Here is a 19280-nt window from a genome sequence, read left to right as displayed (position 1 = left end):
TTTCTATGGGGTATGTTAGTAATAATAGTGTTAGTACAATGATAACAGAGACTATAGAGCCAGCCGATCCGGATGAAATTTTCTATTAAGTTGAAAGTCATAACATTGTTATTATCTATATGTTTCATAGATTAAGGATAGTCTGTTGGGAAAGCAGCCCGCATGTGCGGGCTGATTCGGATCTACGCGGCGAGAAGGTCGTCTAGAGAGAAGTTGCGGGCGACCGCTGCCAAATCGGAGCGTTCAAGGCTCGAATGGAAGGGATCGAAACGGGGCACCTCAAGCCCAGACAACGCATCACCCATTCCGCCTTTTTGGTAGCTGACGGCAAGTATCCGTGCGCCTACAGCGAGCAGTTGCTCGGTCACCGCGTTCCACTCCTCATCTAATGCAAATCCAACCGCGCTCAATGCGGCTGTCTTGGACTCATCTCCACGTTGGCGAGCACTCGTGATTTGAGCCTCAAGAGCATCAAGCTCGACTTGCAGAGCACTGAGGATCAGGTCTTGCCTCCTTACCTGCTCGTCCGTTGTTGCCAGTTGCTTAGCGGCCTTTTGCATTTCTCCGCTTGCTGATTTTTCCCCTTCGGCATCACCGCTCGCGAGGCATTTGGCGTAGGACGTTGCAGCATCGCGCTCGGCTTGTTGCGCCTTTTCCAGGTCTTGATCGGCTTCTGATTGAATTGTCAGAAACCGCTCGCTCAGGTGCGATTTTTTTCGTTCCAGCGCTTCTACTTCAGCGGTTGCATCGGTCATCGCTTGAATAGCGGCAGCTTTGATCTGACCAGTTTTTTCTAACCTCTCCAGGTGTTGAAGCTTGCGATCAATTGATGCCAGCTCACCGGGAATTGCATCTATGCGGGCTTTGACGCTTGATAATTTTTCCATAGCCTCGCGGCTTTCAGGGCTTCCAATTACGTTGCCATTCGCGCTGAATCCGCTGGGTGCATTGCGCCATTCGGCCTCCAGTTGTGGCAGGCTTTCTTCCAGTGTTTCCAGTTCTTGAATCAAGGCGGCTTGTTGCTGTTATAGCTGTTTCATGTTGCGTTCCTAAAGGCGAAAGGTTGACTGGTTTTTTTTCGTTGGCGGGCCAGGCCAAGGTGAGCCTGCATTCCTCATGGAGCGGCCGTTATTACGCCGCCTGGGCGCCGTGATCACCTTGTTCTGGCACTGGACAACCACATAGCAGCGCTGCAAGCCCTGTCCCGGTAGTCGCACTGCGGTTGAGGCTTTGCCGTCCTTTCCAGGCTCTAGAACACCCTTTCGCAAAAGCTCTTTGTTGACCGCACTCAGGTTCATGCCTCGGAAGATCTCGGGCGCCATGCTTCCGGCAGCACGTAGTAGGTGTTGGTGGTGTGCAGGGCGTCGCCCATCCCGTGTTCCATCGTCTTGCGAAAGCCCAACCGATCAATCGTGCGTGGGCCGTATTCATCGATCTTGGCGGCGGCTGATTCCCCGCGGGTGAAGCGGCTTTCTCCGAATCGTTCGATCACCTGGCGCAGTCGAGCCAAGATCGCATCACCCTAGAAGTTACCGGCGCCGCCACGCTCAGCCAGCCATGCATGCAGGCAAACCCGCGCGGCAGTCGTGGCCGTACCATCAGGCCAACCGGTGACGCCGAAGGAGGTGGCCAACTCTCCGGCTGCTGCTGCGAGGTCAAAGCGAAGGGCGGCACGCTGCGCCTGACCACTGGCCGAAACGGGCAGGTTTTGGGTGATGAACTGCTCCACCGTGCGGCGAATGATCACCGTCCATCTGAGCATTTCGACAGGCGCACACAGTGCGTGCAGGAAGGCGGTGAGGGGGGGCTAGTATTTGGCTACTCGGGCTTTGAGCGCATCGGAGAGAGCGGCAGCGTCCTCAAAACCGTTCAGCACATCGAACATACCGAGTCCTTTGCTGGCATCCGCAGGGACGGCGAGCATGCGCACCTCCATATCGGCTTTCAGCTCCTTGTTGGCATCCGCCATGTGCTGCGCCAAAGTCTTCTCGCCCGTCGAGAGAAACAGCAAGCACCACTCCTGCACCTGTCGGCCCGCTTGTCCTCGATCATTCGCCCGGGCCTTACCGGTGCCGTTGCCGAGCATGTACACCGTCTCGCCAACAATGCGTGGATCGCACATGCCGATTTCATTCAGCACCAGGAGACCGTTTGAGTGGGCGGCGGCGATGGATTCCAGGGCGTTATCTGTCGAGCGCCACGAACGCACCAAGCGCGGCCCGCCATAGACCGAGGCAGCGACCTGCAAGTGGGTGGTCTTGCCGCCGCAGCTGTCGCCGTAGAGGTGGAAGCCGCCTGACTCATCTCCAGCAGGTTCAGCAACGGCCCTGCAAAGGCCACAGAGACGACAAACGCCAAGCGGTGATTACCAACGCACAGCGCGCCGATTTGCTGCTGCCATTTCTCCAGAGAACCCGCTTCGCAGATCGGTGGCAACTGCGCACCGGCTTCATAAAAATAAAGGTGTTCGGAGTGCGAACCGATCTGTTGTTCGGGCAATAGAAAACGCATTGTCGTGCCAGCCCAAGCGCCTCACCAAGCGTGCGCGCTGGGTCCTGTCGAACCCGCCGAGATAACTCTGCAGGTCGTTGCGGGCATTGCGTCCTGATCGGCTTCCGGCAAGGCGAATACACGGCGGGAAGTTATAGGGGTAGACAGGGACGGATAGCCAGATACAAGAAAGCCCGCACAGGGCGGGCTTCTTGGGGTATTTCGTAGACTGTCTGAGAAAGCCCGAGACTGCTATATGGTGCACCCGGCGGGATTCGAACCCACGACCCCTGCCTTCGGAGGGCAGTACTCTATCCAGCTGAGCTACGGATGCTTGTGCGGGCGACATCATACCCATGTCGACCTTGGGCGTCCATGCTGGTCTTTGGCCGTTCAAACGTAGGCATTTGCTGCGCAGAGGCCCTGCGCCGGGCGCCGTTGGTCAACGCGGCGGAACGCGCTCAAATCACGCTGATCAGAAAAATCCAGCAAATGCGCCGTTTTCGTTCTTTTTTTCGAACAGACTATTGCCCTGTACCCCCATTGATCCTAGGATTCGTTTGAGATTTCAAACGCTCTGTCTCTCGTGCGCTATTTATTGATCGCGCGCGCGGGGGCTGATTTCCCTGACGGCAGCCCACAAGGCGCCTTTCAACAACTCTAATTCGCTCCGCGTGCGCGCGGTGCTGTTAAGGAAAGCCGACATGCAGCTCAAAGATTCCCAGTTGTTCCGCCAGCAAGCCTTTATCGATGGCGCTTGGGTGGATGCGGACAACGGTCAGACCATCAAGGTCAACAACCCTGCCACGGGCGAGATTATCGGCACCGTGCCGAAGATGGGCGCCGCGGAAACCCGTCGCGCTATCGAAGCTGCCGACAAGGCGCTGCCGGCCTGGCGTGCGCTGACCGCCAAGGAGCGCGCCAACAAGCTGCGCCGTTGGTTTGAGCTGCTGATCGAAAACCAGGACGACCTCGGTCGCCTGATGACCCTCGAACAAGGCAAGCCATTGGCCGAAGCCAAGGGCGAAATCGTCTACGCCGCGTCCTTTATCGAGTGGTTCGCTGAAGAAGCCAAGCGCATCTACGGTGACGTGATTCCCGGCCACCAGCCTGACAAGCGCCTGATCGTGATCAAGCAGCCTATCGGTGTGACCGCCGCCATCACTCCGTGGAACTTCCCGGCCGCGATGATCACCCGTAAAGCCGGCCCGGCCTTGGCCGCCGGTTGCACTATGGTGATCAAGCCTGCTTCGCAAACCCCGTTCTCGGCCCTGGCCCTGGTTGAGCTGGCGCACCGTGCCGGTATCCCGAAAGGCGTGCTGAGCGTGGTCACCGGCAGCGCCGGCGACATCGGCGGCGAGCTGACCAGCAACCCGATCGTGCGTAAATTGTCCTTCACCGGCTCGACCGAAATCGGTCGCCAGTTGATGGCCGAATGCGCCAAGGACATCAAGAAAGTTTCCCTGGAGCTGGGCGGCAACGCGCCGTTTATCGTGTTCGACGACGCGGACCTGGATAAGGCCGTCGAAGGCGCGATCATCTCCAAGTACCGCAACAACGGCCAGACCTGCGTCTGCGCCAACCGCCTGTACATCCAGGATTCGGTGTACGACGCGTTCGCCGAAAAGCTGAAAGTGGCGGTGGCCAAATTGAAGATCGGCAACGGTCTGGAAGAAGGCACCACTACCGGCCCGCTGATCGACGAAAAAGCCGTGGCCAAGGTCCAGGAACACATCGCCGACGCCCTGAGCAAAGGCGCCAAGCTGTTGGCCGGTGGCAAGGTCATGGAAGGTAACTTCTTTGAACCGACCATCCTGGTCGACGTGCCGAAAAACGCCGCCGTTGCCAAGGAAGAAACCTTCGGCCCGCTGGCGCCGCTGTTCCGCTTCAAAGACGAAGCCGAAGTGATCGCGATGTCCAACGACACCGAGTTCGGCCTGGCTTCCTACTTCTACGCCCGCGACCTGGGCCGTGTGTTCCGTGTGGCCGAAGCCCTGGAATACGGCATGGTCGGGGTCAACACCGGGTTGATCTCCAACGAAGTGGCGCCGTTCGGCGGCATCAAGGCCTCGGGCCTGGGCCGTGAAGGCTCCAAGTACGGGATCGAGGATTACCTGGAAATCAAATACCTCTGCCTGGGCATCTAAGCCGGGAAGGGATTGCAGTAAACGCAAAGGGCACGAGAGCGCTGACCCTTTGCGTGTTTCACACCGTTATTCGTAGTGGCCGGGAAAGCTGTGGCAGTCGATCATCGCATGCTGCCGTAGTTGCCTCCCCGTCACGTATTCCTTGAACAACGCCACCCGATGAGTGGCGAATGAGGACTTTATGAGCAAGACCAACGCTTCCCTGATGAAACGCCGCGAAGCCGCTGTACCGCGCGGTGTTGGCCAGATTCACCCGATCTTCGCCGAATCCGCGAAGAACGCCACCGTGACCGACGTTGAAGGTCGCGAGTTCATCGACTTCGCCGGCGGTATCGCCGTGCTGAACACCGGCCACGTGCACCCGAAAATCATCGCCGCCGTGACCGAGCAGTTGAACAAGCTGACCCACACCTGCTTCCAGGTACTGGCCTACGAGCCGTACGTAGAAGTGTGCGAAAAAGTGAACGCCAAGGTCCCAGGCGATTTCGCCAAGAAAACCCTGCTGGTCACCACCGGTTCCGAAGCCGTTGAAAACGCCGTGAAAATCGCCCGTGCCGCGACTGGCCGTGCTGGCGTGATCGCCTTCACCGGCGCCTACCACGGCCGCACCATGATGACCCTGGGTCTGACCGGTAAAGTCGTGCCTTACTCGGCCGGCATGGGCCTGATGCCCGGCGGCGTGTTCCGCGCGCTGTACCCGAACGAACTGCACGGTGTCAGCGACGACGACTCCATCGCCAGCATCGAGCGCATCTTCAAGAACGATGCCGAGCCGCGTGATATTGCCGCCATCATCATCGAGCCGGTACAAGGCGAAGGCGGTTTCTACGTCGCGCCGAAGCCGTTCATGAAGCGCCTGCGCGAACTGTGCGACAAGCACGGCATCCTGCTGATCGCCGACGAAGTGCAAACCGGCGCCGGCCGTACCGGTACCTTCTTCGCCATGGAGCAGATGGGCGTTGCCGCCGACCTGACCACCTTCGCCAAATCCATCGCTGGCGGTTTCCCGCTGGCCGGTGTGTGCGGCAAGGCCGAATACATGGACGCCATTGCCCCAGGTGGCCTGGGCGGCACCTACGCCGGTAGCCCGATCGCTTGCGCCGCTGCGCTGGCGGTGATGGAAGTGTTCGAAGAAGAGCACCTGCTGGACCGCTGCAAGGCTGTCGGCGAGCGCCTGGTGACTGGCCTCAAGGCGATTCAAGCCAAGTACCCGGTGATCGGCGATGTGCGTGCCCTGGGCGCGATGATCGCGGTCGAGTTGTTCGAAGACGGCGACAGCCACAAGCCAAACGCTGCTGCTGTGGCGGCCGTGGTGGCCAAGGCGCGTGACAAGGGCCTGATCCTGCTGTCCTGCGGCACCTACGGCAACGTGTTGCGCGTACTGGTCCCGCTGACCGCACCGGACGAGCTGTTGGACAAAGGCCTGGCAATCATCGAAGAGTGCTTCTCCGAGCTGTAACACAGCCCCTGTAGGAGCGAGCTTGCTCGCGAGAAACGCCCAGGCACCGCGTTATTCTGGTTGCCCGCGTTATCGTTGACGGTCTTCGCGAGCAAGCTCGCGCCTACAAACAACAAAAAACCGCTTCGGCGGTTTTTTTGTGCCCCAGCATTTTACGCAGTCGGCGTCATTGTCTAAGGTTGCAAGCATTGCCGATGGAGCGTGCTGGATGACTGCTGTTGATTTGCCGGCTGTACCCCGAGTGTTGATTGCCGAGGCGGACCCTTGGTCACGGGATCTGCTCAAGCAAGTGTTGTTGAATGTGCGCTGCGACGCGCGGCTGGATGTGTGTGCCGATGGGCAGCAGGCCGCCACGCTGCTGCGGGAAAAGGCCTACGACTTGATCCTGGCGGATTGGGAGCTGCCGGGCATCGATGGCCTCAGCTTGTTGCGCAACGTGCGTCAGACGCGTCGCGCGCCCGCGCTGCCGTTCATTCTGCTGAGCAGCCGCAATGACAGCGCCAGTGTGCGCGAAGCCCTGCCCCTGGCGCCCACGGCGTACCTCACCAAACCCCTGAACATGGAAAGCCTGACCCAGCGCCTGCAGGACCTGCTGCTTAACGAAGGCGAAAACGTGTACTGCGAGATTCCGCCGCTGGCGCCGGGCATGACGTTGCCCGTGTTCCTCGAACGCCGTCGCGAAGCGTCCGATGGCGCGCCGTTGCGGGTCGATGTGAAAGCCGCCGTGCAAGCTAGCCTCGGCCCCGACGGCCTGGACCTCAAGCACCTGGAAGACCTGGTGCGCATGGACCCGCAAATCACCGCCGTGCTGATCGCCGCTGCCAACAGCGCCGGCCATCACGGCTCGCCGGTGCAAACCCTGCCCGAGGCGTTGCACAAGCTCGTCGCCGGGCAAAGCATGAACCTGATCCTCGGCCTGGCCCTCAAGCACAACGTGGTATTGGGTGACCCGGGCCTGGTGGCCTACGCCGAGCGCCATTGGCAATTGTCCCAAGACACCGCCGACTATGCTCGGGGCCTCGCGCGTATGTTGGGGCTGGACGACGAGCGTTGTTACTGCGCCGGCATCCTGCACCGGTTAGGCGACCTGGCGTTGTTGCGCTGCCTGGAAGAGTGGCGCCAAGGCGGCGGGGCGCTGGATGACGAAGCGATTGGCGAGTCCCTCTACACCTTTGGCGCCGCCTATGGCTCAGCCCTGCGCGCCCGCTGGCGGTTGCCATTGGAGTTGCGCCAATTGATTGCGGCGACCTATTCCCTGGAGGGCGGGGTGTACGCCCGGGATGCGCTGGTGGTGAACCTGGCTGCGCAAATGGCTCGTTTGACCGAGCATGAAGGGCTGGAAGAGCTGGCCCGCGGCAAGACCGCGCGCTTGCTGAAGATTGGTTTGTCGGAACTGATGAGGCTGCGCAAGCCTTAGAGAACAATGAAGTTCTAACCCGCAATCACACGATTCTTGCCCAGGCGCTTGGCCTCATACATCGCGGCATCGGCGCGGGCGAACAGGCTGTCCAGGGTTGAGTCTTCCTCGGTCAGGCTGGCCAGGCCCTGGCTGATGGTCACGCCGAACGTCTGGCCTTCGTAGCTGAAACTCAGCTCCTGGATCTCCCGGCCCAGGCGCTCAGCCACTTGCAGGGCCATCTCCGGCGCGCAACCCGGCAACACGGCCGCGAATTCTTCGCCGCCAATGCGCCCGAACAGATCGCCACGGCGCAGTACCCCGCGACCGCTCTCGGCGATACGCCGCAGCACTTGGTCGCCCTCCAGGTGGCCGTAGGTGTCGTTCACGTCTTTGAAGTCATCAATGTCCAGCAACAGGAAGGCCAGCGGCGCGCCTTGGGCGCAGGCGCTGTCGAAGGCCTGGTTGGCGCATTCGAAGAAGTGCCGGCGGTTGCTGCTCTGGGTCAGCACGTCGGTGGTGGCGAGACGGTGCAACTCCAGTTCCAGCTGCTTTTTTTCAGTGATGTCCTCGGCGATGCCGACGACGATCACCGGTTCGCCGGGCTCGACCTGTTGGTTGATGTAGCACTTGTCGCTCAGCCAGCGGATCTGCCCGTCGGCGGTGATAATGCGGTACTCGCGGTCCTCCACGGCGCCCAGCTCAAGCACACGGGCCAGGCTGTGTTCGGCGTAGTCGAGGTCTTCGGGGTGAATGCTGTTGCGCCATTCCCGGTGGTCGGCCAGTAACAGGCCGGCGGAGCGTCCGAAAATCCGCTCATACGCCGGGCTCACGTAGAGCACGCGGCGGGTTTGCCAATCGATGGCCCACAGCACGGCGTTCACGCTGACCAGCAGAGAACTGAGCAGTTGTTCGCGCTCACTCAGCCGCTCGACTTCACCCTGGGCGTGCATCAGCGCCAGCAGGGTCGCCGCAGCTGCTGGGCGCGGCGGCTCAGCAGTGGGCGTATCGGGTAAGCAGGACTTTTCGTGAACCATCGGTACAACTCTCTCTGGGCGCGCCGCAAGATCGAGCAGCGGTCACTACAAGGGGTCACCATGATGGCGAAGTGTTCATTGAGAGAGGGGAATTGCAGTGAAGTTCCGTCAACAGGCGCGATTGACGGTGTCCGAGAAATGACGCCAAAAAGCTGATGGGCGGGAGGGAAGGCCCTCCCGCCATGTTGTCATACGGATGCAGGTCGCAGTGAGTAGGTCTTCAATTGGTGGGCAAAATCCCGCAGGGACTGGATGCCGCTGGCCTCGGCCTCGTGTACCCATTCCTTGATGGCGGCCAGCATGTCATGGCCGTTGGAACTGGTCTTGAGCCAGATCTGCTGCAGTGCCAGGCGTTTTTCATAGATCACTTTCAGGGCCTGGCTGTGTTCCAGCATGCTCTGGATACGCAGGTGGTGACGGTCATCCAGCAGGCTGGTTTCCCGCGACAGCAGGCGCTTGGCGCGGTGGAACTGGTGGCGCACCGAATGATCGACCTTCTCCAGCTCCTGCTTGACCAGCGGGCCAATTACCAACTTGCGGTATTGGGCCATGATCTGGAAGCGGTTATTGAGGATCGCCATGGCGGTGTCCATGTCCAGGTGGCCCTTGCCTTCCACGCGGTGGGCAATCGGTGCTACACGCTGCACTTTGGCCAGGCGCAGGAAACTGAATACCTTGATCCACGCCCACCCCAGGTCGAATTCCCACTTCTTCACCGACAGCTTGGCCGAGTTGGGATAGGTGTGGTGGTTGTTGTGCAGCTCTTCACCGCCGACGATGATCCCCCACGGCACCAGGTTGGTGGCGGCGTCACGGCATTCGAAGTTGCGATAGCCCACGGCATGGCCCAGGCCATTGATCACGCCGGCGGCCCAGAATGGAATCCACATCATCTGGATCGCCCAGATGGTGATGCCGATGGTGCCGAACAGCAGCAGGTCGATCACACCCATGATCGCCACGCCAAGCAGCGGGTAGGGGGTGTAGATCTTGCGCTCGATCCAATCGTCCGGGCAGTTCTTGCCGTAGATACGCAGGGTCTCCGGGTTTTCGGCCTCGGTGCGATACAGTTCGGCGCCTTTGCGCAGTACGGTAGACAGGCCCTTGATCACCGGACTGTGCGGGTCGTCGACGGTTTCGCATTTGGCGTGGTGCTTGCGGTGGATGGCAGTCCACTCGCGGGTGTTCTGCGCCGTGGTCAACCACAGCCAGAAGCGGAAGAAGTGTTTCAGGCCAGCATTGAGCTCCAGGGAGCGATGGGCTGAATAGCGGTGCAGATAGACCGTGACCGCAACGATGGTCACGTGGGTCATCAACAGAGTGACTGCCACCAGTTGCCAGGCTGACAGGTCAAGAAAACCGTTGTACCACATAGGCTGTATGGCCCTCAGATAAAGAAAAGAACAGCTCACGCATTATCACTAAGCCTACAGAGAAAACCAGCGGCCCTTTCAGATAAGACTTACGAGATGTTACATATCCTATAATCCACAGTCTTTGTAGGACAATTCCGGATTTTGGGTAAGGATTACTGGACATATGCTGTTTTCATACCGAGGTGCCCTGCGTGCGGGGCTGGTATACCTGCTGGCTTCGAGTGCCTGGATAGGTATCACTCATCGGGTATTGATCGAGTTTCTCGATAATCCGACCGAGCTAAGCCACTGGTTGCAGGTGCGCGGCTATGTGTGGGTGGTGCTCAGCGCCCTGCTGATCTACCTGATCTGTGCCCGGTTTGCCGGGGCCAGCCAGTTGCAGCAACCCTTGAAAGAGAACCGTGAGCGCCTGCGCCAGGCTGCCGCCGTGTTCGACTGCACCCGCGAAGGGGTATTGGTCACCGACGCCAACGGCCTGATCGTGCATGTGAACCGGGCGTTCATGGAAATTACCGGCTATCAGTGCGAGGACGTCATGGGCCAGCAGCCGAGCCTGTTCAAGTCCGGTCGCCACTCGTCGAATTTCTATCAGCAGATGTTCCAGACCCTGGAAGAAAGTGGCGAATGGAGCGGTGAAATCTGGAATCGGCGCAAAAGCGGTGAGATTTATCCACAGTGGCAAACCATTCGCGTGATTCACGATGACCAGGGCCACGTCAGCCACTACGTCGCGGTGTTTTCCGACATCAGCGCCATCAAGAATTCCGAACACGAACTGGCCCACCTGGCTCACCACGACCCGCTGACCGACCTGCCCAACCGCCTGCTGTTCACCGACCGCGCCGAGCAGGCGCTGGCCTCGGCGCAACTGCACAAACGCGGCTGCGCCCTGCTGTTGCTGGACCTGGACCACTTCAAGATCATCAACGACAGCCTCGGCCATAACATTGGCGACCAGTTGCTCAAGCTGGTGGGCGAGCGGCTCAAGGCGCTGTTCGGCCCCGGCGTGACCCTGGCGCGCCTGGGTGGGGATGAGTTCGCGGTGCTTGCGGAAAGCTGTTCACAGGTGGTGCAGGCCGCAGCGTTGGCGCAGCGCATGCTGGATGTGATGAAGCAGCCGTTCATCTTTGACGGCCATCAACTCTTTATCAGCGCCAGCATCGGCATCAGCCTGTTCCCAAATGACGCCCTGAGCGCCGAACAGTTGCTGCGCAACGCCGACTCCGCGCTGTTCAAGGCCAAAAGCGTGGGGCGCGAAGGTTACGCCCTGTACACCGAAGAACTCACCGCCCACGCGCAGAACCGTGTGGAAATCGCCCGCGAGCTGCGACGCGCCCTCGAACAGCAGGAGCTGCGCGTCTACTACCAGCCTGTGCATGATTTGCACACCAGCCGCCTGATTGGCGTCGAAGCCCTGGTGCGCTGGGAGCACCCGGAACGCGGCCTGGTGCCACCGGGCGAATTCGTCCCCATCGCCGAGCGGACCGGGTTGATTGCCGATATCGATGGCTGGGTGATGGAGCAGGCCTGCCGCCAGATGTGCCAGTGGCTGGCCGACGGCGTGCCGCTGAGTTTTATTGCCATCAACGTATCCAGCCGCCTGTTTGCCCGACGCGAACTCTACGATCAAGTCGCCCAAGTGCTGCACGATACCGGTCTGGACCCGGCGTTCCTTGAGCTGGAAGTCACCGAAAGCGCGGTGATGGACGACCCGGAAGTAGCCTTGGAACAACTGCACCGCCTGCGCGAACTGGGCTTGCGCCTGGCCATCGATGACTTCGGCACCGGCTATTCCTCACTGCTGCGCCTCAAGCGCCTGCCGGTGCAGAAACTCAAGATCGACCAGGGCTTTGTCGCAGGATTGCCATGGGACGACGACGACGCCGCGATTGTGCGCGTGGTCATTGCCCTGGCCAAAAGCATGGGCATGCAGGTGCATGCCGAGGGGATCGAGCAAGTGGAGCAGGCGCGGTTTTTGTTGGAACAAGACTGCGATATGGGCCAGGGATACTGGTTTGGGCGGCCGATGCCGGCGGACGAGATTGATTGGAGCCGCGCACCCACTCTCCAGCCTTGAAGTGCATTCAAAATGTGGGAGGGGGCTTGCCCCGATAGCGGCGCATCAGGCAGAACATCGGTACCTGACCCACCGCCATCGGGGGCAAGCGCCCTCCCACATAGAGGTCTTTGCAAGGTGCTGTTTTCGGCGCATGCCCCACGCAACCCCGCGTCCTGCCAGAAAATTCTTTTCGGTTATATAAACATTCTTAAATAGTATTTTTAAGAATATCCGCGCTTATCTACTATCGCCCTACGCCGCAAGCAGTGCCGCCACTGCGAGGCACTATTCATTTCAGGAGCGAGACCATGAGCGCATCTCTACGTAGCGTCGACGGCCAGGACGAAGCAGCCATTTTGCGTGAGATCCAGAGCGCCTTGCGCGATCTGCGGTTTGGCGCGGTGGAAATCACTGTGCACAACGCTCAAGTGGTACAGATCGAACGCAAGGAAAAATTCCGTTTGCAGAACCCGGGTAACAAACCGAGCTAAGCAAGAACGGCGATAGACCCGCAACTATAAGAAAAAGCCAACACCCCAGAATTTTCAGGAGCTTCTATGTCGTCGATTCGCCGTTATGCCTTGGCCGCCCTGGCCAGCGCCGTGTTTGCCGGTTCCGCCGTTGCCAAGGACTACGAGTTGCTTAACGTCTCGTACGACCCTACCCGTGAGCTGTACCAGGACTACAACGCAGAGTTCACCAACTTCTGGAAACAGTCCCACCCCGGCGACAACGTCAAGATCCAGCAATCCCACGGTGGTTCGGGCAAGCAAGGCCGGGCCGTGATCGATGGCCTGCGCGCCGACGTGGTGACCCTGGCCCTGGCCGGTGACATCGATGAAATCGCCAAGCTGGGCAAGACCCTGCCGGAGAACTGGCAGACCCGCCTGCCGGACGCCAGCACCCCGTACACCTCGACCATTGTGTTCCTGGTGCGCAAGGGCAACCCTAAAGGCATCAAGGATTGGGGCGACCTGATCAAGAAAGACGTGTCGGTGATCACGCCTAATCCGAAAACCTCCGGCGGTGCACGCTGGAACTTCCTGGCCGCCTGGGCCTACGGCCTGAAATCCGGTGGCAGCGAAGCCAAGGCCCAGGAGTACGTGAAAGAGCTGTTCAAGCACGTGCCGATCCTCGACACCGGCGCGCGTGGCTCGACCATCACCTTCGTCAACAACGGTCAGGGCGACGTGTTGCTGGCCTGGGAAAACGAAGCCTTCCTGGCCCTGAAAGAAGACGGCGGCGCCGACAAGTTCGACATCGTCGTGCCGTCCCTGTCGATCCTCGCGGAGCCGCCGGTGGCCGTGGTCGACAAGAACGCCGAGAAAAAGGGCAACACCGAGATCGCCACTGAATACCTCAAGCACCTGTACAGCCCGGCTGGCCAGGAGATTGCGGCGAAGAACTTCTACCGCCCACGCGATGCAAAAGTGGCCGCCAAATACGCCCAGCAGTTCCCGAAACTGGACCTGGTGACTATCGACAAAGACTTCGGCGGCTGGAAAACTGCCCAACCGAAATTCTTTAACGACGGTGGCGTGTTCGACCAGATCTACACGGCGCAGTAAGCCGAGCAACAACCCGCCCACAGAGCCCGCATTCACCTGCGGGTTTTGTGTGTCAGTTCCGCTAACCAAGGACTCTTATGTCGCGTCGTATTTCCCCCGTCATACCCGGCTTCGGGCTGACGCTGGGCTACACCGTGGTGTACCTCAGCCTGATCGTACTCATCCCCCTCGCGGCGATGTTTGTACACGCCGCACAACTCACCTGGGATCAGTTCTGGAACATCATCTCCGCACCGCGTGTGCTGGCGGCGTTGAAACTGAGCTTCAGCACCGCGCTTTACGCCGCCCTGATCAACGGCGTGATCGGCACGCTGCTGGCCTGGGTGCTGGTGCGCTACACCTTCCCCGGCCGCAAGATCATCGATGCGATGATCGACCTGCCGTTCGCCTTGCCCACCGCCGTGGCCGGTATTGCCCTGACTGCGCTGTACACGCCGACCGGCCTGGTGGGCCAGTTCGCCGCCGACCTGGGCTTCAAGATCGCCTACAGCCCGTTGGGCATCACCCTGGCGCTGACCTTCGTGACCCTGCCGTTCGTAGTGCGCACGGTGCAGCCGGTACTCGCGGATATCCCCCGGGAAATCGAAGAAGCCGCCGCCTGCCTGGGCGCCAAGCCGTTGCAGGTGTTCCGCTACATCCTCGTCCCCGCGCTGCTGCCCGCTTGGCTGACCGGCTTCGCCCTGGCGTTCGCCCGTGGCGTCGGTGAGTACGGCTCGGTGATTTTCATCGCCGGCAACATGCCGATGAAAACCGAGATCCTGCCGCTGCTGATCATGGTCAAGCTCGACCAATACGACTACCGCGGTGCCACCTCCATTGGCGTGCTGATGCTGGTGGTTTCCTTTGTCCTGCTGCTGCTGATCAACTTGTTGCAGCGGCGCATCGAACGTCCATAAGGAGGCGCGGAACATGTCCCAATCGTCTATTTCCGCTGCATCCTCGGCCAACGCCGCCCGCCGTGGCAGCGCTGTTTCCCGGCGCATCCTGATCAGCCTCGGCTGGCTGGTGTTCTTCCTGTTCCTGCTGCTGCCGCTGTTTATCGTGGTGTCCCAGGGCTTGAAGAATGGCCTCGGCGCGTTTTTCACCGCGATCCTTGAACCGGACGCGTTGTCCGCGTTGAAACTCACGGTGATCGCCGTGCTGATTTCGGTGCCGCTCAACCTGGTATTCGGCGTCAGCGCCGCCTGGTGCGTGAGCAAGTACTCGTTCCGTGGCAAGAGCATCCTGGTCACGCTGATCGACCTGCCGTTCTCGGTCTCCCCGGTGATCGCAGGCCTGGTCTACGTGCTGATGTTCGGCGCCCAGGGCCTGTTTGGCCCGTGGTTGCAGGAGCATGACATCCAGATCGTGTTCGCCTTGCCCGGCATCGTACTGGCGACCATTTTCGTCACCGTACCCTTCGTCGCCCGGGAACTGATCCCGCTGATGCAGGAGCAGGGCACCCAGGAAGAAGAGGCCGCGCGCCTGCTCGGTGCCAATGGCTGGCAGATGTTCTGGCATGTCACCGTGCCGAACATCAAATGGGGCCTGATCTACGGCGTGGTGCTGTGTACCGCGCGGGCCATGGGTGAGTTCGGCGCGGTGTCGGTGGTGTCCGGCCACATTCGCGGCGTGACCAACACCCTGCCGCTGCACGTCGAGATTCTCTACAACGAATACAACCACGTTGCCGCCTTTGCGGTGGCGAGTCTGTTGCTGATCCTGGCGCTCTTCATCCTGCTGCTCAAGCAGTGGAGCGAGAACCGTATTAATCGCCTGCGCGCCGGTGCGGCTGAGGAATAAGTCATGTCGATTGAAGTCCGTAATGTCAGCAAGAATTTCAACGCCTTCAAGGCCCTGAACAGCATCAATCTGGACATCCAGAGTGGCGAGCTGGTGGCGTTGCTTGGCCCGTCCGGCTGCGGCAAGACTACCTTGCTGCGCATCATCGCCGGCCTGGAAACCCCGGACGACGGCAGCATCGTGTTCCACGGTGAAGACGTCTCCGGCCACGACGTGCGCGATCGCAACGTCGGTTTTGTGTTCCAGCACTACGCGCTGTTTCGCCACATGACCGTGTTCGACAACGTCGCCTTCGGCCTGCGCATGAAGCCGAAAAACCAGCGCCCGAACGAAAGCCAGATTGCGGCCAAGGTTCACGAACTGCTGAACATGGTGCAGCTGGACTGGCTGTCCGACCGTTACCCGGAACAACTCTCCGGTGGCCAGCGCCAGCGTATCGCCCTGGCCCGCGCCCTGGCGGTCGAGCCGAAAGTGCTGCTGCTGGATGAACCCTTCGGCGCCCTCGACGCCAAGGTGCGTAAAGAGCTGCGCCGCTGGCTGGCGCGCCTGCACGAAGACATCAACCTGACGTCGGTGTTCGTGACACACGACCAGGAAGAGGCCATGGAAGTCGCCGACCGCATCGTGGTGATGAACAAAGGCGTGATCGAGCAGATCGGCTCACCGGGCGACGTCTACGAAAACCCGGCCAGCGATTTCGTCTACCACTTCCTCGGCGACTCCAACCGCTTGCACCTGGGTGAAGACCAGCACGTGCTGTTCCGCCCCCATGAAGTGTCGCTGTCGCGCCACGAACTGGAAGACCACCATGCGGCTGAAGTGCGTGATATTCGTCCATTGGGCGCGACCACGCGGGTGACCTTGAAGGTCGAAGGCCAGAGTGAGCTGATCGAAGCCGAAGTGGTGAAAGACCACGACAGCCTGACCGGCCTGGCTCGCGGCGAGACCTTGTTCTTCAAACCCAAGGTCTGGCAAAAAGCCTGAGCCCCAAACAAAAATCCCGATGTGAAACAGGTTCAATGTGGGAGGGGGCTTGCTCCCGATAGCGGTGTTTCAGCCAGCTTATCTGCTGCTGACCCACTGCAATCGGGAGCAAGCCCCCTCCCACATTCAGGCCTCTCTCGGCTTCAGATCGCGTCGAACCACTGGCCCCGAGCGCTCTTCAATCTGCTGCTTCAAGCCCTGGCGCAACCCCAGCAAAAACGCCACCTCCGCCACCACGAACAACGGCCCCACAATCAGCCCCGACACGTCATCCACAAACGCCGGCTTCTTGCCCTCGTAGTAATGCCCGACAAACTGAATCACCCAACCCACCACAAACAGGCCGACGCCGCTGCTGAGCCACACCATCGTGCTCTGCGCCGCCAACGCATGCCCGGCCCATACCGACAAACCCATCAACACCGTCATCAGCACGCCCAGTGCCCGTTCGAGGCGCAGGTAAAACCACGCCGAAAACAGCGCGACGATTACCGCCGGGGAAAGCCACAGCCCGCCCACCGCCCATTCGGGGCGTGACAGCAGCACGGCCACGGCGACCACAATCAGCGGGATGCCAATGAAGTGGCTGGCGATATTGCGTGGGTCGCGGTGGTAAGCGGCGTATTGACTGAGGTGATCGACGAGGCTTTTCATTGTTGTTCCTCCTGTAGGATGTTTGATCATGCCCTGTCAGCCTGGGACTAACTGTCAGCTGGGCGACAATCTTCGGAGTTCCCATGGACGTAGAGCAATGGCACGCCCGGTTGGCCGTCGGTCACTGGTTCAGTCATCTGCCCGGACCTTTCCAGCATAGTCTGCTGGCCCATGCGCGGCTGCGGCAGCTGACGGCGGGACAATACCTGTTCAAGCGTGGCGACCCGCCCTGTGGCTTGTATGCGGTGCTCGACGGCACCCTGCGTGTCAGTGCGGTGAATGAGCAGGGCAAGGAAGCGCTGTTGAGCCTGGTGGGCGCGCCCTACTGGTTCGGCGAAATCTGCCTGTTCGACGGCTTGCCGCGCACCCACGACGCCTGCGCCACCGGGCCTTGCACGCTCTTGCAGGTGCCGCAGCAGGCGCTGCTGAGCATCCTTGATGACACCCCACAGTATTGGCGTGACCTGGCATTGCTGATGAGTCAGAAGCTACGCCTGAGTTTTATCGGCCTCGAACAACTCAGCCTGATGCCGGCCTCCGTGCGCCTGGCCCACCGCTTGTTGATGATCATTGAGGGTTACGGCGACATCGAACACTCAAAGCGCCGGCTGCAATTGCCTCAGGAAGACCTCGCGGCGATGTTGAACCTGTCACGCCAGACCACCAACGCCTTGCTCAAGGATCTGCAAGCCCAAGGCATCGTGCGCCTGGGCTACGGCGAGATCGAAATCCTCGATGCACAGCGGCTACGAGAGGCGGCGCACACCTGAGGGTGTTAGCCTGCAAACCTGATCAATCGAGGTGTGTTATGCGCGTCCTGTTAGTGGAACATGAATCCGAAGAGGCACAGCGGATGGCCCAGGGCTTGAACGAGGCCGGTTACACCGTGGAAGTCGCGGCCAACGGCATGGCGGCTCAGCGCTTTGTCGAAAGCGCCGAATACGATCTGGTGATCCTGGATGTGATGCTGCCAGGCCTGAATGCCTGGAAGCTGCAGCAGGCCATCCGGCAGAAGGGCGAAACGCCGTTGTTGTTCCTGACCACGCCGGGCGGCATTGAAGATCGCCTGCGCGGCTTGGAGCTGCATGAGGATGATTACCTGCTCAAGCCGTTTGAGGCCAAGGTGCTGGTGATGCGGGTGAAGAAACTGTTGCGGCGCGATCGGGGTCGCTGAGCGATCGCCATCGGGAGCAAGCCCCCTCCCACAGGAGAACGCATTTCAAATGTGGGAGGGGGCTTGCTCCCGATGAGGCCATCACCGTCACCACACATCCCCCTACCGCAACCCATCCCGAAACTGCCCCGGCGTCATCCCCGTCCAGCGCTTGAACGCGCGATTAAAGCTGCTGGTATCCGCAAACCCGAGCAGATGACTGATCTCCGCCAATGAGCACTGCGGATCCCGCAGGTGCAACAACGCCAGATTCTCCCGGCACTCATTGAGCAACGCATCAAACCGACACCCCTCATCCGCCAGATGCCGCTGCAAACTGCGCAAACTCAAGTGCAGCGCCTGGGCAATCCGCTCGGCACTCGGCTCGCCATCGGGCAGTTGCGCCTCGATGGCCGCGCGCACCTTGCGTTCCCAGGTCAGCGGTTGCAGTTGGGCGAGGGTGCGTTTGAGCACGGTTTCGTTATGTTCGGCCAGTTCCGGGTTGGCGTCGTCCAGGTGGCTGTCGAAATCGCGGGCGGCAAATTCGAGGCGGTCTTCTTCGGCGCCGAAAAACACCGGTGCGCGAAACACCGCGTGCCAGGGCTTGGGGTCGGCGGGTTCCGGGCGCCGCAGGTACACCGCCAACGGCGCGTAGTCGCGTCCCAGGCGATTGCGGCATGTGCGCACATAGATCGCGGCAAACGCATCGATGGCTTCCAGCGCCGGCGCCGGGCTGCCCGGTGGTTGCAGCAGGCGAAAGCGGTAGCGCTCGCCATCGCCGCTAAGTTCGAGCGTCAGGGCGTCGCTGACCACCTGGTGATACCGCACGATGCGCTCGAACACCTCACGCAGGCTGCCACTCGCCACCAGCGCATAACCCAGCGCATGAAAGGTGGTCGGGCTGACAAACCGCGACACCCGCAACCCGATGGCCGGATCGCCGCTGGCCTCCACCGCCAGTGCCCACAAGCGCGTGGTGGCCGACAGCGGGTAACGCGCGTTGGGGTCGTCCATCTGCTGCGGATCGAGCCCGGCCTGGGCGCACAGCGCGGCGCTGTCGAGACCGAGGGCATCGAGCTGCTTGCGCAGGGCGCGGGTCCAGCTGGCGAGGGAAGTCGGTTCGGTCATGGCGATTGGCGCTTGCGGTCAACAGGTTGGCGTGTGGGGCTAGCGTC

At 60.7% G+C, this 19280-nt stretch carries 18 protein-coding genes, 1 tRNA gene and 1 pseudogene; 11 read left to right on the top strand and 9 right to left on the bottom strand.

All coding sequences use genetic code 11. The features are described 5' to 3' along the window. Positions 1–182: 182 nt before the first annotated feature. From AD670_RS22825 to AD670_RS22815, 5 genes and pseudogenes are all read right to left on the bottom strand, one after another. A complete protein-coding gene (locus tag AD670_RS22825) occupies positions 183–1010 on the bottom strand; it encodes a hypothetical protein (protein ID WP_256243934.1) in 828 nt (275 codons plus the stop codon). 284 nt (positions 1011–1294) lie between these two features. After that, positions 1295–1510, bottom strand: a complete 216-nt coding sequence (locus AD670_RS32060) for a hypothetical protein (protein WP_256243932.1) — start codon at positions 1508–1510, stop codon at positions 1295–1297. A gap of 12 nt (positions 1511–1522) precedes the next feature. Continuing rightward, positions 1523–1762 carry a hypothetical protein gene (locus AD670_RS32055; RefSeq protein ID WP_256243931.1) on the bottom strand — a complete coding sequence of 80 codons (240 nt, stop codon included), beginning with the start codon at positions 1760–1762 and terminating at the stop codon, positions 1523–1525. A 45-nt stretch (positions 1763–1807) separates the two neighbouring features. Beyond that, a pseudogene (locus AD670_RS32050) lies at positions 1808–2511 on the bottom strand (DUF927 domain-containing protein). A 236-nt stretch (positions 2512–2747) separates the two neighbouring features. Next, positions 2748–2824 (bottom strand) — tRNA-Arg (locus tag AD670_RS22815). Positions 2825–3194: 370 nt separating this feature from the next. Here AD670_RS22815 and gabD point away from each other — a divergent pair. From gabD to AD670_RS22800, 3 genes are all read left to right on the top strand, one after another. Next, positions 3195–4637 carry an NADP-dependent succinate-semialdehyde dehydrogenase gene (gene gabD, locus AD670_RS22810; RefSeq protein ID WP_027607874.1) on the top strand — a complete coding sequence of 481 codons (1443 nt, stop codon included), beginning with the start codon at positions 3195–3197 and terminating at the stop codon, positions 4635–4637. A 181-nt stretch (positions 4638–4818) separates the two neighbouring features. Beyond that, the gene (gabT, locus tag AD670_RS22805) at positions 4819–6096 is read left to right on the top strand and encodes a 4-aminobutyrate--2-oxoglutarate transaminase (RefSeq protein ID WP_053137701.1); all 1278 of its coding nucleotides are present in this window, start codon (positions 4819–4821) and stop codon (positions 6094–6096) included. Between the two features lie 208 nt (positions 6097–6304). Further along, positions 6305–7513 carry an HDOD domain-containing protein gene (locus AD670_RS22800; protein ID WP_053137699.1) on the top strand — a complete coding sequence of 403 codons (1209 nt, stop codon included), beginning with the start codon at positions 6305–6307 and terminating at the stop codon, positions 7511–7513. 14 nt (positions 7514–7527) lie between these two features. On the opposite strand, the gene AD670_RS22795 is transcribed toward AD670_RS22800, so the two are convergent. Together AD670_RS22795 and desA are read right to left on the bottom strand one after the other, a co-directional pair. Next, positions 7528–8529, bottom strand: a complete 1002-nt coding sequence (locus AD670_RS22795) for a sensor domain-containing diguanylate cyclase (RefSeq protein ID WP_053137697.1) — start codon at positions 8527–8529, stop codon at positions 7528–7530. Between the two features lie 188 nt (positions 8530–8717). After that, the gene (gene desA / locus AD670_RS22790; RefSeq protein WP_053137693.1) at positions 8718–9902 is read right to left on the bottom strand and encodes a delta-9 fatty acid desaturase DesA; all 1185 of its coding nucleotides are present in this window, start codon (positions 9900–9902) and stop codon (positions 8718–8720) included. A 166-nt stretch (positions 9903–10068) separates the two neighbouring features. On the opposite strand from desA, the gene dibA reads away from it, so the two are divergent. The 6 genes from dibA (at position 10069) to AD670_RS22760 (ending at position 16298) form a co-directional block, all read left to right on the top strand. Continuing rightward, a complete protein-coding gene (gene dibA, locus AD670_RS22785) occupies positions 10069–11982 on the top strand; it encodes a phosphodiesterase DibA (protein ID WP_053137690.1) in 1914 nt (637 codons plus the stop codon). Positions 11983–12272: 290 nt separating this feature from the next. Continuing rightward, positions 12273–12455, top strand: a complete 183-nt coding sequence (oscA, locus tag AD670_RS22780) for a sulfur starvation response protein OscA (protein WP_003170956.1) — start codon at positions 12273–12275, stop codon at positions 12453–12455. Positions 12456–12521: 66 nt separating this feature from the next. Beyond that, positions 12522–13532, top strand: a complete 1011-nt coding sequence (locus tag AD670_RS22775; RefSeq protein WP_053137687.1) for a sulfate ABC transporter substrate-binding protein — start codon at positions 12522–12524, stop codon at positions 13530–13532. Positions 13533–13609: 77 nt separating this feature from the next. Next, positions 13610–14428: a sulfate ABC transporter permease subunit CysT gene (cysT, locus tag AD670_RS22770; RefSeq protein WP_027607868.1), complete on the top strand. Its 819-nt coding sequence runs from the start codon at positions 13610–13612 to the stop codon at positions 14426–14428. Positions 14429–14441: 13 nt separating this feature from the next. Beyond that, positions 14442–15314, top strand: coding sequence for a sulfate ABC transporter permease subunit CysW (gene cysW / locus AD670_RS22765; RefSeq protein ID WP_053137684.1), 873 nt, complete (start codon positions 14442–14444; stop codon positions 15312–15314). A gap of 3 nt (positions 15315–15317) precedes the next feature. Beyond that, positions 15318–16298, top strand: a complete 981-nt coding sequence (locus tag AD670_RS22760) for a sulfate/molybdate ABC transporter ATP-binding protein (RefSeq protein ID WP_053137682.1) — start codon at positions 15318–15320, stop codon at positions 16296–16298. Between the two features lie 126 nt (positions 16299–16424). Here AD670_RS22760 and AD670_RS22755 read toward each other — a convergent pair whose 3' ends face one another. Then, a complete protein-coding gene (locus AD670_RS22755; protein WP_053137679.1) occupies positions 16425–16952 on the bottom strand; it encodes a DUF962 domain-containing protein in 528 nt (175 codons plus the stop codon). A gap of 83 nt (positions 16953–17035) precedes the next feature. Between AD670_RS22755 and AD670_RS22750 the strand changes: the two genes are divergently transcribed. Next, the gene (locus AD670_RS22750) at positions 17036–17722 is read left to right on the top strand and encodes a Crp/Fnr family transcriptional regulator (protein ID WP_053137676.1); all 687 of its coding nucleotides are present in this window, start codon (positions 17036–17038) and stop codon (positions 17720–17722) included. A 38-nt stretch (positions 17723–17760) separates the two neighbouring features. After that, a complete protein-coding gene (locus tag AD670_RS22745) occupies positions 17761–18126 on the top strand; it encodes a response regulator (protein ID WP_053137674.1) in 366 nt (121 codons plus the stop codon). A gap of 102 nt (positions 18127–18228) precedes the next feature. Here the strand turns inward: AD670_RS22745 and AD670_RS22740 are convergent, their stop codons facing one another. Then, the gene (locus AD670_RS22740; RefSeq protein ID WP_053137671.1) at positions 18229–19233 is read right to left on the bottom strand and encodes an AraC family transcriptional regulator; all 1005 of its coding nucleotides are present in this window, start codon (positions 19231–19233) and stop codon (positions 18229–18231) included. Positions 19234–19280: the final 47 nt, after the last annotated feature.

Origin of the sequence: Pseudomonas sp. MIACH (assembly GCF_001269925.1) — a bacterium.
Lineage (GTDB): Bacteria > Pseudomonadota > Gammaproteobacteria > Pseudomonadales > Pseudomonadaceae > Aquipseudomonas.
Note: the sequence above shows the minus strand (reverse complement) of the source record. Positions and strands in the feature narration are given on the sequence as shown.